Source organism: Sphingomonas sp., assembly GCF_017304635.1.
In the GTDB taxonomy this organism is placed as follows: Bacteria; Pseudomonadota; Alphaproteobacteria; order Sphingomonadales; family Sphingomonadaceae; genus Sphingomonas.
Genome location: NZ_JAFKMA010000001.1, coordinates 944,773 through 958,177 on the forward strand (window position 1 = coordinate 944,773; position 13,405 = coordinate 958,177).

At 69.3% G+C, this 13,405-nt stretch carries 11 protein-coding genes; 7 read left to right on the forward strand and 4 right to left on the reverse strand.

The features are described from left to right. Positions 1-33: 33 nt before the first annotated feature. A complete protein-coding gene (locus J0I47_RS04790; protein WP_294045285.1) occupies positions 34-705 on the forward strand; it encodes a response regulator in 672 nt (223 codons plus the stop codon). Then, positions 702-2,027, forward strand: coding sequence for an ATP-binding protein (locus tag J0I47_RS04795; protein ID WP_294045287.1), 1,326 nt, complete (start codon positions 702-704; stop codon positions 2,025-2,027). The genes J0I47_RS04790 and J0I47_RS04795 overlap by 4 nt, the downstream gene beginning before the upstream one ends. On the opposite strand, the gene J0I47_RS04800 is transcribed toward J0I47_RS04795, so the two are convergent. The 3 genes from J0I47_RS04800 to J0I47_RS04810 are packed head-to-tail and all read right to left on the reverse strand — an operon-like array spanning position 2,024 to position 7,838. After that, positions 2,024-3,448, reverse strand: coding sequence for an efflux transporter outer membrane subunit (locus J0I47_RS04800; RefSeq protein ID WP_294045289.1), 1,425 nt, complete (start codon positions 3,446-3,448; stop codon positions 2,024-2,026). The genes J0I47_RS04795 and J0I47_RS04800 overlap by 4 nt on opposite strands. Continuing rightward, on the reverse strand, positions 3,445-6,618 hold the full coding sequence (locus J0I47_RS04805) for a CusA/CzcA family heavy metal efflux RND transporter (protein ID WP_294045290.1): 3,174 nt from the start codon (positions 6,616-6,618) through the stop codon (positions 3,445-3,447). The genes J0I47_RS04800 and J0I47_RS04805 overlap by 4 nt, the downstream gene beginning before the upstream one ends. Further along, positions 6,615-7,838 (reverse strand): efflux RND transporter periplasmic adaptor subunit, encoded by a 1,224-nt coding sequence (locus J0I47_RS04810; protein WP_294045291.1) that lies wholly within the window; start codon positions 7,836-7,838, stop codon positions 6,615-6,617. Before J0I47_RS04810 ends, J0I47_RS04805 begins: the two co-directional genes overlap by 4 nt. Before the next feature lie 174 nt (positions 7,839-8,012). On the opposite strand from J0I47_RS04810, the gene J0I47_RS04815 reads away from it, so the two are divergent. Continuing rightward, on the forward strand, positions 8,013-9,632 hold the full coding sequence (locus J0I47_RS04815; protein WP_294045292.1) for a SulP family inorganic anion transporter: 1,620 nt from the start codon (positions 8,013-8,015) through the stop codon (positions 9,630-9,632). Next, the gene (locus tag J0I47_RS04820; protein ID WP_294045294.1) at positions 9,629-10,258 is read left to right on the forward strand and encodes a ParB-like protein; all 630 of its coding nucleotides are present in this window, start codon (positions 9,629-9,631) and stop codon (positions 10,256-10,258) included. Before J0I47_RS04815 ends, J0I47_RS04820 begins: the two co-directional genes overlap by 4 nt. Before the next feature lie 3 nt (positions 10,259-10,261). On the opposite strand, the gene J0I47_RS04825 is transcribed toward J0I47_RS04820, so the two are convergent. After that, on the reverse strand, positions 10,262-10,810 hold the full coding sequence (locus J0I47_RS04825) for a DUF4337 domain-containing protein (protein WP_294045295.1): 549 nt from the start codon (positions 10,808-10,810) through the stop codon (positions 10,262-10,264). A 418-nt stretch (positions 10,811-11,228) separates the two neighbouring features. Here J0I47_RS04825 and J0I47_RS04830 point away from each other — a divergent pair, with 418 nt between their 5' ends. The 3 genes from J0I47_RS04830 to J0I47_RS04840 all read left to right on the forward strand — a co-directional run bounded on the left by J0I47_RS04830 (position 11,229) and on the right by J0I47_RS04840 (position 13,339). Beyond that, positions 11,229-11,870: a hypothetical protein gene (locus J0I47_RS04830; RefSeq protein WP_294045296.1), complete on the forward strand. Its 642-nt coding sequence runs from the start codon at positions 11,229-11,231 to the stop codon at positions 11,868-11,870. A 175-nt stretch (positions 11,871-12,045) separates the two neighbouring features. After that, complete coding sequence (locus J0I47_RS04835; protein WP_294045297.1) at positions 12,046-12,828, forward strand: 3'(2'),5'-bisphosphate nucleotidase CysQ; 783 nt, start codon at positions 12,046-12,048, stop codon at positions 12,826-12,828. After that, positions 12,815-13,339 (forward strand): gamma carbonic anhydrase family protein, encoded by a 525-nt coding sequence (locus J0I47_RS04840; protein ID WP_294045298.1) that lies wholly within the window; start codon positions 12,815-12,817, stop codon positions 13,337-13,339. The genes J0I47_RS04835 and J0I47_RS04840 overlap by 14 nt, the downstream gene beginning before the upstream one ends. Positions 13,340-13,405 lie beyond the last annotated feature (66 nt).

Consider the following 13,405-nt stretch of genomic DNA (forward strand, 5'->3'; position numbering starts at 1 on the left):
GTGGATCACCCGACCGGCGGGCAGGACGGCGCGATGAGGCTGTTGATCGTCGAGGACAATGTCGAACTGGCCGAAGCGGTGCGGTCGGCGTTCGAGCGCAAGCACATCCGGTGCGACGTCGCGCATATCGCCGAGGATGCGGCGATCCTGATCGAGACCACGACCTACGCGCTCGTCATCCTCGACCTCGGGCTGCCCGACGAGGACGGCATCGCGCTGCTGCGCCGGTTGCGGGGGGCGCAGCGGCGGGAGCCGATCCTGATCCTTACCGCCCGCGGTGCGGTCGAAAGCCGGATCGACGGCCTGAGCGCCGGCGCCGACGATTACATGACCAAGCCGTTCCATTTCGACGAACTACACGCCCGGGTGCAGGCCGTGTTGCGGCGCGGATCGACCTATCAGGAGCATGTGCTGCGTGCCGCCGGGCTCGAACTCGATATCGAGACGCGGCAAGTGACGATCGACGGCAAGGCCGCCGACATGTCGTTGCGCGAGGTCGAATTGCTCGAACTGCTGCTGCGGCGGATCGACCATGTCGTCCCCAAGCGGCTGCTCGAGGATCAGTTGTTCGGGGCCGGCGACACGCTGGGGTCGAACGCGGTCGAGGTCTATATCCATCGCATCCGCCGCCGGTTGCAATCGACCGGCCTGCCGCTGACCGTGCAGACCGTGCGCGGGGTCGGTTACATGCTGATGCAGGCGTGAGGCGGCTCTGGCCGCGTTCGCTGTTCGGACAGCTGGTGCTGTCGCAGCTGACGTTGCTGTTGATCCTGGCGCTGCTGCTGCCGGTGCTGGTGCTGGTGATCCTGCACCGGACGGCGAACGAGTATGACGCCGCCCAGCTGCGCCACGACGCCGATGTCGTCGCCGTCGCCGCGGTCGCCGGACCGAGCGGAACGGACGTCGCCGCGGGGCAGCTCGGGCCGCTTTATGGCGAGCGCGGCAGTCGCGCCTATCGCGTTTCCAGCGCGTCGGGGCGGATCATCGCGCAGGGTGGCGCGACCGGTGCGTTGCCGCCCAGCCGGGACCGGGACGCTGAGCTCGGTTACTCCCAAACCGGCAAGTACGATACCTACCGGCGCGCGGTGGACTTGCCCGGCGGCCGCGCGATCGTCGAAACGGCGCAGGACCGCACCCGGCCGGAGGTGATCGTCGACGACGTCGTCGCCGCGTTCCTGGAGCGTGCGTTCTGGATCATCCCGGTCATCCTGGTCGCGTCGGCCGCGCTGACGCTGCTGCTGGTCGCGCGGGTGACACGACAGCTACGCGGCGTGTCGCGACAGGCCGACCGCATCCGCCCGGCGACCTTGGGGACGAGGCTCGACACCACCGGCCTGCCGATGGAAGCGCAGGGACTGGCCGCGGCGACCAACCGTGCGCTCGACCGGGTCGAGGCCGGGTATCGCCGTCAGAGCGAGTTCGTCTCGAGCGTCGCGCACGAACTGCGCACGCCGCTGACGCTGGTGGCACTGCGCTGCGACGCGTTGCCCCCCTCCCCCGAGCGCGACGCCTTGCGCCAGGCGATCGACCAGGCGTCGCATGTGGTCGCGCAGCTGATGGAACTGGCGTCGATCGAGGGACTTCCGCCGACGATAGAACCGATCGACCTGCAAGCGGTCGCGGAAGCCGCGGTCGCGGCGATGGCACCGATCGTCTTCCGCTCGGGCCGATCGATCGAGATGAGCGATCGTCGCGCGCCCGTGCCCGTGCTCGGCCATGCGGGGCTGCTTCACATCGCGATCGCCAACCTGATCGACAACGCCGTGCGCCACACGCCGCCGGGGACCGCGATCACCGTCGAGACCGGGCGCAGCGACGTCACCATCGTCGATGACGGCCCCGGCATCGTCATCGAACGCAAGGAGGACAGCGCGCGCTATCGCAGCGCTGGGCAGCAGCGCAGCGACAGCGCGGGGCTCGGCCTGTCGATCGTCGCGCGGATCATGGAAGCGATGGGCGGGCGGCTGGACGTGGCGTCCAATGCTCCCGGCGCGCGCGTCGTCCTGCACGTCGCAGCGGCGGACTAGCTGCCCGTCGCCCCGACCGGCGTGCCGCACGCCTGATACAAGGCGACCGTATCGACCAGACGCGCTGCGCTCGCCTGCAGCCGCTGGAGACGGGCCTGCGAGGCGGCGGCCGAGGCGTTGAGCAAGGCAAGCGTGCCGACTCCGCCGAGCTGGACCTGCCGCCGTGTCATCGTCAGCGTGCGTTGCGCAGCATCGTCGGCGCGCGCCGCCGCCGCCAGCGCGTCGCCATCGGTGCGCAGGCCCGACAGCGCATCGTCGACGTCGAGGAACGCCTGGATCGCGGCGGCGCGATATTGCGCCTCGGCCTGCTGCAACGCCGCTTCGGCCGCGTGCTGCTGATGGCGGAGCTGACCCGAATGGAACAGCGGCTGGGTGACGCCGCCGATCAGTGAGAAGAACGGATTGCCCGTCGCGAACATGTCGAGGAAATGGCTGGCTGCGCCGCCCGCCGTGCCGCTCAGCTGGAACGACGGCAAACGAGCGGCGATCGCGCTGCCGAGGTCAGCGGCGGCGCCCCGCATCTGCGCTTCGGCCGCGCGCACGTCGGGCCGCGCCGCGACGATCGCGGCGGGTAGCGCGACCGGCACGGTACCGGGCAGGACGAGTTCGCTCATCGCCGGCAGGTCGGGGACGACCCCGCCCGCCGGCCGTCCGAGCAACGACACGATCAGCGCCGCCTGATGATCGCGCTGTCGTTCGAGCGGGGGCAGCGCGGCCTGCGCGGTGGCGAGCACGGTCTGCTGCGCGGCGACGTCCGCCTCGCCGACATCGCCCAGCGCGCGGCGGCGTTCGAGCAGGGTGACGAGATCGGCGTCGTCGCGGATCGTCGCCTGCGCCGCCTCGATCTGCGCCGACAGCGCGGCATGCTGGATGACCGCCACGACCAGATTGGCGACGACCGTCGAGCGCGCGGCATCGCGCCGGGCCGCCGCCGCGTCCGCCGCAGCACGCGCCGAGCGCACTTTCGCGCGTCCCCCACCGAACACGTCGAGCGGATAGGCCACGGTCAATTGCGCGGTGTGGAGCGTGTAGAGATAGTCGCTGGGGTCGGCGAGCGGGGTCGACAGCGCGGCCGAGACACGCGCGCGCTGCGCTTGGTAACTGGCGTCGAGCTGCGGCCCCTGCCCGCCCGCCGCGGCGCGGGCCAGTTCCCGCGACTGGCGCAATGCCGCATCGGCGGCGGCGATGTCGTTGTTCGTCGCCAGCGCCTGCGCGACCAGCGCGTCGAGCTTCGCGCTGCCGAAGGCATGCCACCATGCCGCCTGCACCGGTGCGCCGACCACAAGTTGCTGCGCGGGGGCGTCGGGCGGCGTGACGGTTGTCGAGGTCCGCGCCGGCGGCAATGTCAGGTTCGGGTGCGGCTGCGGCGTGGTGGCGCAGCCGGCGAGCAGCAGCAACGGCGCGAAGCGAAGACGTCTCACAGCGGGGACTCCATCGGCGTGCCGTCGGCGTGATGACGGCGCAGCGCATGGCGATGCCCGCCGCGATGGCGCGAGAAGCGCGCGATCAACACGGGCAGCACCAGCAGGATCAACACCGGCGCCAGCGTCATGCCCCCGACCACGACCAGCGCGAGCGGCTTCTGCACCTGGCTGCCGATCCCGCTCGACACCGCCGCGGGCAGCAGACCGATCGCCGCCGCCAGACAGGTCATCACCACCGGCCGTAGGCAATGCCGCACCGTCACTGCCAGCGCCGCCTCCGGCTCCAGGTCGTCGTTCACCTGCTGGTTGAACGTCGCGACCATCAGGATACCGTCCATCACCGCGATCCCGAACAAGGCGACGAAACCGATCGCGGCAGAGATGCTGAACGGCGTTCCCGTCACCGCCAGCGCGATCACCCCGCCGATCAGCGCCATCGGGATCACGCTGAACGCCAACAACGTGTCGCGGATCGACCCGAAATTGGCGAACAGCAGCACTAGGATCAGCAACAGGCTGACCGGCACTACGACCTCCAGCCGCGCGACCGCGTTGGTCAGATTGCCGAGCTCGCCCGCCCATTCGAGGTGGTAGCCCGGCGGCAACGCGACGTTGCGCGCGATCCGTGCCTTCGCCTCGTCCACCGTGCTGCCCAGATCGCGCCCGCGCACGCTGAACTTGATCGGCACGTAGCGTTCCTGGTGCTCGCGATAGATGAACGACGCGCCCGAGGTGAGCCGGATCTTCGCGACCTGCGACAGCGGCACCTGGATCGTGCCGTTGCCGGTCGGCGACGGCGCGCCGATCGTGATGCGCGAAATCTGCTCGATGCCGTTGCGCTGGTCGGGGTTGAGCCGGACCATGATCGGGAAGTGGCGGTCGGTGCCCTGTTCGTAGAGGTCGCCGGTCGATTGCCCGCCGATCGCGGCGGCGACGGTCTGGTTGACGTCGTCGGGCGTCAGGCCGTAGCGCGCCGCCGCCAGCCGATCGACGTCGATCCGCACTGTCGGCTGACCGAGCGAATTGGACACGCCGAGGTCGGCGATCCCCTGCACCTGCGCCATCTGCGCCTTGATCGCCGCCGCCAGCCGTTCGAGCGTCGCGAGGTCGCTGCCGAAGATCTTGAGCGAATTGGCGCCCTTCACGCCCGACGAAGCCTCGTCGACATTGTCCTCGATATATTGCGAGAATTCGAAATCGACGCCGGGGAAGCGCGCCTGCAACCGCCCCTGCAATTCGGCGGTCAGCTTTTCCTTGTCGACGCCGGCCGGCCATTGCTCGGCGGGTTTGAGCGGCGCGTAGAATTCGGCGTTGAAGAAGCCGGTGGCATCGGTGCCGTCGTCGGGCCGGCCATGCGTCGACACCACCCGCTCGACCTCCGGATAGCTCGCCAGGATGCGACGGATCGCGTTGACGGTCGGTTGCCCCGCCTCCAGCGAGATCGACGCCGGCAGGGTCGCGCGGACGTAGAGGTTGCCTTCCTCCAGATGCGGCAGGAACTCGACGCCGAGCGAACGCACCGCGACCATCGACACGACCAGCATCACTGTCGCGATCCCGACCGTCAGCACGCGATTGGCGAGCGCGAAGGCGACCGCCGGCTCGACCGCGCGGCGCAGGTGGCGGACCACCCACGTATCGACCTCCGCGAGCTTGTCGGGAAGCAGCAGCGCCGACAGCACCGGCGCGACGGTGAACGCCGCGACCAGCCCGCCGGCGATCGCATAGGCATAGGTCTTAGCCATCGGCCCGAAGATGTGCCCCTCGACACCGGTCAGCGTGAACAGCGGCAGGAAGCTGGCGATGATGATCGCAGCGGCGAAGAAGATGCCGCGGCTGACGTCGCTCGACGCGTGCAGGATCGCCGAGAAGCGATTGGCGTGGCTGGCATGGATGCGCCCGCTCGCAATGTCGTGCGATCGATCGACCATCCGCCGGAACACCGCCTCGACCATGATGACGCTGGCATCGACGATCAGCCCGAAATCGAGCGCGCCCAGCGACAGCAGATTGGCGGACTCGCCCTGCAACGTCAGCACCAGCACCGCGACCGCCAGCGCGAACGGAATCGTGACCGCGACGATCAGCGCGCTGCGCAGATTGCCGAGGAACAGCCATTGCAGCGCGAAGATCAGCAGCACGCCGACGATCAGATTGTGCATGACGGTATGCGTCGTCACCCCGATCAAATCCGACCGGTCGTAGATCCGCTCGAGCCGGACGCCGGGGGGCAGCACGCCGCCGGCGTTGATCTCCGCCACTTCCTGCTCGACGCCCTTGATCGCGGGCATCGACTGCGCGCCGCGCTGCATCAGCACGATGCCCATGACGATGTCGTCGTCGGCGCCCCCGCCCGCGATGCCAAGCCGCGGCATGTTGCCGATCGTCACCGCGCCGACGTCGCGCAGCAGGATCGGCATGCCGCCCGCCGTCCCGACCATCACGTCGCGAATCGCATCGACCGACTGGATCAGCCCGACGCCGCGCACGATCGCCGCCTGCGCGCCGAAATTGACCGTCTGGCCGCCGACATTGCCGTCGCTCTTGCCGATCGCGGCGAGCACTTGCGGCACCGTCACGTTATGCGCGGCCAGCTTGTCGCGGTCGAGATGGACTTCGTAGGTACGCAGCTTGCCGCCCCAGCCGGTCACGTCGACCACGCCCGGAATGCGCTTGAACCGGCGTTGCAGCACCCAGTCCTGCAACGTTTTCAGGTCCATCGGCGAGTAACCCGGCGGACCCGTGAGGCGATAGCGATAGATCTCGCCGATCGGGCTGGTCGGGGAAATGACCGGCTGCGCGTTGTTCGGCATCGGCGGAATCTGCGACAGGCGGCTCAGCACCAGTTGTTCGGCTTCGCGGAAGCTGACGTCGTAGCTGAACTGGATGCGGACGTCGGACAGGCCGAACAGCGAGATCGAGCGCACCGCGGTCAGATGCGGCAGCCCGGCGATCGCCACCTCGATCGGGGTCGTGACGTTGCGCTCCATCTCCTCGGCGGAGACGCCGTTGCTCTGGGTCAGCACTTCGACCATCGGCGGCACCGGGTCGGGATAGGCTTCGATGTTGAGCCCGGCGAACGCGACCGCACCCGCCAGCACGACGCCGACCAGCAGCGTCAGCACCAGCATGCGCTGGCGCAGCGCCAGTTCGACCAGCCGGTTCACTGCTCTAGGCCCGCCTCGTTGACGAACAGCGCGCCCGACGTGACGACTCGGTCGCCGGAGCGCAGGCCGGCGGTGACGTGCGTCATCCCGCCTTCGGTATCGCCCACCTGCACCGCGCGCGCGTAGAGCAGGCCGTCGGGCGCGAGCACCCAGACGCGGGCGGTGTCGCCCTCATGGATCACCGCCTGGGCCGGGACCAGCAGGCTGTTGCCGCCAGTCGTGAGCCGGCGGCGGATATCGAACGACGCGAACATCTGCGGCTTCAAGGCGCCGTCGGGATTGTCGATCGTCGCGCGCACCGGCAGGCGGTGCGTCGCCGGATCGAGCGCCGCGCCGACATAGTCGATCCGCGCGGTGAAGCGCCGGCCGGGCAGCGCGGGCGTCGTCACCGTCACCTGGTCCCCGACCCGCGCGTCGGCCGCCTCGCTTTCCGCCAGTTGGGCGACCAGCCAGACCCGCGACGGGTCGGTGATCGTCATCAGCGGCGTGCCGTTGCCGGCGGCGATGAACTGGCCGGGCGCGACGCTGCGATCGGCGATCAGGCCGCCCACGGGCGCGCGGAACACGGTCGTCGGCGTACCGCCGCCGCTGGTCCCCGCCCCGGGCCCGAAGATCGCGAGCCGGCCGCGCGCCGCCTGCACCGCCGACTGCGCCGAGCGGACGGCCGATTGCGCCGCGACCAGATCGTTCTGCGCTTGCGCGTAATCCTTGAACGCGCCGCCGGCGGTCTCGTAGATCGCCTTCTGCCGCGCGGCATTCTGTTGCGCGAGGGTCAGTGCCTGGGCGGCGGTACGCGCCTGCGCGGTCGCCGTCGTCAGTGCGTTGCGCGCATCGACCACGTCGGGCGAGGCGATGCGGAACAGGGGCTGACCCTTGGCGACGCCCTGGCCTGCGACCACCATAACGTCGGTGACTTGCCCCGCGAACGGCAGCAGGATCGGCGTCGAGTGATCCGCATCCGCCGCGATCGACCCACTGGCCTGCAACAGATCGGCATCGGCACCGTAGCGCACCGGCGAGATCGTCAGTTGGCGTAGCTGCTCGGCGGTCGGGCGGAACGCGCCGGGCGGCAGCTTTTCGGGCGCCGCCGGCGCGGCGGCGAACAATCCGCTTATTAGCCATGCCAGCATGGCGACGGCGACGATGCCGATCCCGACCAGCCCGACGATGCGATATTGCGCGGCGACCGGCAGGGCGCGCGCGGGAGGCAGCGCCGCCACGGAAGAATCGTGCTCGTTCACGTAACCACGTCGCCTTGTGAAAACCCCTGTCCGCCGTCCCGGACGCTGGCCCGCTACCCGCCCCCGCTTACGGTAACATTACACCTGCGCGTGTCCCGGTGTCGAGCACATCGCCTCTTGCCAATCGATTGCCGGGAAGCGCTAGATGGGCCGATGCGGTACAAGGATGGCATAGCGGGTCTGTGCGTCGCCGGGCTGATGTTGCCGGAGGGCGTCGCCTATGCCGGTATCGCCGGCCTGCCGCCGCAGCGCGCGATCATGGCGGGGATCGCCGGGTGCATCGCCTATGCGATTGTCGGGCGCAGCCGGTTCGCGATCGTATCGGCGACATCCTCCTCGGCCGTCATCCTGGCGGCGACGCTGGCCGCCATGCCGGGCACGGTCGCGGACAAGGCGATGCTGGCGACGATCGTCGTCGCGATGACCGGCGCGATGTTCCTGGTCGCGGCGATCGCGCGGCTGGGCGCGCTGACCGGGTTCATTTCCCGCCCGGTACTGCGCGGGTTCGCGCTCGGCATCGCGATCACCATCATCGTCCACCAGTTGCCGATCGTGACCGGAGTCGCGGCGCACGGCGGCAACATCGCGAGCTTCGTCGCCGACCTGATCGGTATGGCATCGCGCTGGCATCCGGCAAGCATCGCGACGGGCGCGGTCGCGCTGGGCGTGCTGCTGGCCTTGCGGCGCTTTCCCGCGTTGCCGGGAGCGCTGGTCGTCCTGGTGGCCGGTATCGCCGCAACGCAATTGCTCGGCCTGCCGCAGCGCGGGGTCGCGGTGGTCGGCCGAATCGACACCGCGATCGCCTGGCCCAGCCTGCCGCAGCTCGGGTGGGGCGACTATTCGCGGCTGGCGCAATTCACCGTGCCATTGGTGCTGATCCTGTTCGCCGAATCGTGGGGTACGATCCGCACGCTGGCGTTGCGGCACGGCGACATCGTCGAGCCGAACCGCGAGCTCGGCGCGCTCGGCCTCGCCAATCTCGCCGCGGCGGCGGTGCAGGGCATGCCGGTCGGCGCCGGCTTCTCGGCCGGGTCGGCGAGCGAGGCGGCCGGCGCGACGTCGCGTGCGACCGGTCTGGTCGCCGCCGCGGGCCTGATCCTGTTGCTGCTGTTCGCGATGCCGCTGGTCGCGCTGGTGCCGGAGTCGGTGCTCGCCGCCGTCGTGATCGCCGCGTTGGTCCACGCGCTCGATCCCTCGCCGTTCGTCCGACTGTGGCGGCTCGACCGCGACCAGTATGTCGCGATCGGCGCGGCGGTCGGCGTGCTGGCGTTCGGCGTGCTCGACGGCATGCTGATCGCGATCCTGCTGTCGCTGGCGGCGTTGGTGCAGCGGCTGGCTGCGCCACGCGTCGCCCGGCTCGGACGGCTGGCTGGCGGGCACGATTATGTCGATATCGCGCGGCACGGCGACGCGGTGGCGCCGCCGCACATCGCGATCTGGCGACCGACCGCCCCGTTGTTTTTCGCCAATGCCGACCGCATGCTCGCGCTGGTCGCGACCGGATCGCGCGCCGATCCGGCGATCCATGGAATCGTCCTGAGCCTCGAGGAAAGCTACGACCTCGACAGCACGGCGCTCGACGCCCTGATCGCGTTCGACCAGGCGATGACCAAAGCCGGCCTGCGCGTACAACTCGCCCGCCTCCACGACCGCGCGCGCGACCTGCTCGCAGCCGCCGGGGAAACCGACCTCGACCAGCGCAGCAGCTACAGCGTCGACGACGCCGTCATCGCGCTCGACCAATTCCTGTCCGACGGAAAGAACCGCTCATGAAAGAAGACTTCGCCCCGGTGCTCCATCCGATCGCGATCGCCGACCTGCGCCCGACCCAGATGACGGTCGGCTACCGCGAGGTCGCGCGCAAGCGCGCCGAGTGGCGAAGCCGGGCCGAACGCGACGGCGGCGAGTTTCTGGGCCACCACATGATTCCCGCGGTGCTCGGCCCCGACGCGACGCCCTACATCATCGATCATCATCACCTCGCCCGCGCGCTGTACGACGAAGGGGTGACGCAGGTGCTGGTCAGCGTGATCGCCAACCTCGGCCTCCTGAAGAAGTCGCAATTCTGGACCTTCCTCGACAATCGCAACTGGGTGCATCCGTTCGATGCCGAGGGCGAGCGCCGGACACACCGCGACCTGCCCCGGCATGTCGGCGGAATGGCGGACGATCCGTATCGTTCGCTTGCCGGCGAGCTGCGCCGGGCGGGCGGCTATGCCAAGGACAACACGCCCTACTCGGAGTTCCTGTGGGCCGATTTCCTGCGGCGGCGGGTGCGGGCGAAGCTGGTCGAGCAGCATTTCGAACGCGCCGTCGTCAAGGCGCTCGACCTCGCCAGGGGGCATGACGCCTCGTACCTGCCCGGCTGGTGCGGTCGGTCGGACGACACCAATCGCTAGGCGTTACAGCCAGGCGAGCGTCGCGAGCAACACCCCGCCCGCCGCCGCCAGCCCGGCCGCCCCGAACAGCCAGCGCCGCCGCGTCAGCGCGGTGATCGACGCCAGCGCGATCGCGATCTGAAGGAAGGTCATCGCGATCGACAGCTTCAGGTGCGGGCGCATCGCATGCCCGGACTCGGCGTCGGCGGCCTCCGACTGACGATCCAGCGCTTCGGCCTGGTTGCGCAACGCGGCGCTCTTCGTCGCGTAATCGGCCGCACGCTTTACCGCCGCCGGATCGTTCCCGCCGGTCGCGAGATAGATGTGCCGCTTCACCTCTTCGGCCTGGTAATAGGACCATTGGTCCGACGCGCGCGCCTTCAACAGCACCGCTTCGTTCTTGTAATAGAGCGCGTCATGCTCGGTATGTCCGCCGAGCAGGCTGACCACGGCGCCCAGCGTCGCCAGGATGGCGGAGAACAAGGCGATCTTCTGCGCCAGCGGCTCGCCATGTTCGGCGTGATGATCGACCGCATCCTCGTGCGCGCCGCGAACCTCGAACTCTTCCGCCATATCCCGCTCTCTCACCCCGTCGACCACAAAAAAAGGCCAGCACGACGGCATGTACGCCGGCGCGCTGGCCAAAGATACCGGATGCAGCCGAGGGGGCCCGGCGCTCCGTCAATCACGCAGGCTCCAATATCGTGGTGGCCGAACACGCGGGGAACGGCCTGAAAGGCCACCGCTTCGAATGCGACTGAAGGAGGATTACAGCCGCTGCCGCCAAGATGTCCGAGGACTCCCGCGTAAATACTCAGTGCAAAGGGGGTTGCACGCGACTCTACATGCGCTCGCAAGCTGACGCGAACCTTACAGGGGAGCGGCCTATGCGTATTTCGTGCGCGTAATGCCCGTGTAAGCCGCCGGCCATAGTCGGACGACGGGCCGTACCATCGGTGGGCGGCCCGGTCCGATTCTGGGGAACCTCGTCATGCCCGTGTGGGGAACCGTATCCGGCAAGATCGCGCTCCATGCCGGGCTGCTGATCGCGACCGGACGGATCGATCTGGATACGGTCAGGATGACGCTCGATCCGTCGCTGCCGGTCTCCGCCGTCGATGTCCCGGTCGCGCGCAAGCTCGGCGTATCGGTCGACGTGCGGACGCCCCAGGATCTGCCGCGCGATCGCGAGATCGGGCTCGGCACGCATGCCGCTCGGCTGCGGCGCGTGGTGGTCGACCCGGCGCTGGCCAGCGGGATGGCGGTCGGTACTGACATCCTGCGCCTGATGCCGGTCGCGATCGATCTGCGCGGGTGGCGGATGACGAGCGGGTCGTGGCGCGACCTTCCGGTCCTGACGGCGCGGATGCACCCGGTCCATGCGACGGTGACCGACGACCATTGCCTCGCGATCGACGCGACCGATGCGAACGGCCAGCCGTTGCGTGTGGCGCTGGTGGGCAAGCCGCTCGGCACCTCGCCGCGAGTCGCGATCCGGCTGGGCGACGTCGCCATGGCCGCCACGACCGGTTCGCCGACCTGCCCGTCGAGCCAGGCGCAGATCGACTGGTCGTCGCTGACAGGTCACCGCATCGTATTCGACTTGAAGGACGAGAGGGTCTGGATCGACTGACTTTACCAGCCAGCGGGGGCATACCGGGTTCGCGGTCGGTAGGCCGATACGGGAGTTGCCCCCGTATCACGTCCGGTCGGCAAAGCCGGCCATCCCGCTCATGGTTAACGCCGGAACGGGCAAAAGCGGCCAAATTCTTCCCATTTCGGGCATAACGGCGCAAGAAGCCGGCCTGATGACCACCCCCCTTTCCCCGTCAGCCCGCGATCTGGTCGCCGATGCCGACCTGGCCGCGCGATTGGCCGAGGCGGCGGGCAAGGTGCTGGTGGAGGTGCGCGACTCGCAGGAATGGCACCCGGCCGAGCTGGGCAAGGCGGGCGACGCCGCCGCCAACGAACTGCTTTGCCGCGCGATCGCCGCCGAACGTCCCGACGACGGCCTGCTGTCCGAAGAACATCCCTGCGACGGCACTCGTTTGCGGCGATCGCGCGTGTGGATCGTCGATCCGGTCGACGGCACGCGCGAATATGGCGAAGCGCGCGACGATTGGGCGGTGCACGTCGCATTGTGCATCGATGGCGCTCCCGTGGTCGGGGCGGTCGCGCTGCCCGATACCGGGCTGGTGCTGCGCTCCGACGCGCCGCCTGCGCTCGGACCGCTCAACCGGCCGCCACGCATGGTGGTCAGCCGGACCCGCCCTGCACCCGAGGCCGTCGCTGTCGCCGATGCGATCGGGGCCGAGCTCGTGCCGATGGGGTCGGCCGGGGCCAAGGCGATGGCGGTGGTGCGCGGGATCGCCGACCTCTATCTCCATTCGGGCGGGCAGCATGAGTGGGATTCGGCGGCGCCCGTCGCCGTCGCGCTGGCCGCCGGGCTGTATTGCGCGCGGCTCGACGGAACGCCGCTCCTCTACAATTGCGCCGACACCTATGTGCACGACCTGCTGATCTGCCGCCGCGAGCTGGTTCCGTCCGTGACCGCCGCTTTGGCCCGAGGAGTTGCGAATGCCGGTCTATGAACTCGACGGCAAACGGCCCGTCATCGGCGCCGACGTCTGGATCGCGCCCGACGCGCATGTGATCGGCGAGGTCGTGTTGGGCGACGCGGTCGGCGTGTGGTTCGGCAGCGTGATCCGCGGTGACACCTCGCTCATCACCGTCGGCGATCGTACCAATGTGCAGGACGGCGCGATGCTGCATTCGGATCACGGCGTCTCGCTGACGATCGGCGCTGAATGCACGATCGGGCACCATGCGATTCTGCACGGCTGCACGGTCGGCGATCGCGTGCTGGTGGGCATAGGCGCGACCGTGCTCAACCAGGCGGTAATCGGCGACGAATGCGTGATCGGCGCCAACGCGCTGGTGACCGAGGGCAAGAGTTTCGATGCCGGGAGCCTGATCGTCGGCAGTCCCGCGCGCGCGATCAAGGCGCTGGGGCCGGAACAGCGCGGGTTCCTGAAGGCGTCGGCGGCGCACTACGTCGCCAACGCCCAGCGCTTCACCAAGGGATTGAAACGGATCGACTAGGCCCGATCGACATTCAGCTATGATGTAGCATTTCGAGCCACCTATTGCCCGTCATCCCCGCGAAGG

Excerpts from the sequence above, each read along its gene's own strand:
- J0I47_RS04790 (WP_294045285.1), top strand. The coding sequence starts at position 34 with ATGAGGCTGTTGATCGTCGAGGACAATGTCGAACTGGCCGAAGCGGTG.
- J0I47_RS04815 (WP_294045292.1), top strand. The coding sequence starts at position 8,013 with ATGCGGTACAAGGATGGCATAGCGGGTCTGTGCGTCGCCGGGCTGATG.
- J0I47_RS04820 (WP_294045294.1), top strand. The coding sequence starts at position 9,629 with ATGAAAGAAGACTTCGCCCCGGTGCTCCATCCGATCGCGATCGCCGAC.
- J0I47_RS04825 (WP_294045295.1), bottom strand. The coding sequence starts at position 10,810 with ATGGCGGAAGAGTTCGAGGTTCGCGGCGCGCACGAGGATGCGGTCGAT.
- J0I47_RS04830 (WP_294045296.1), top strand. The coding sequence starts at position 11,229 with ATGCCCGTGTGGGGAACCGTATCCGGCAAGATCGCGCTCCATGCCGGG.
- J0I47_RS04835 (WP_294045297.1), top strand. The coding sequence starts at position 12,046 with ATGACCACCCCCCTTTCCCCGTCAGCCCGCGATCTGGTCGCCGATGCC.
- J0I47_RS04840 (WP_294045298.1), top strand. The coding sequence starts at position 12,815 with ATGCCGGTCTATGAACTCGACGGCAAACGGCCCGTCATCGGCGCCGAC.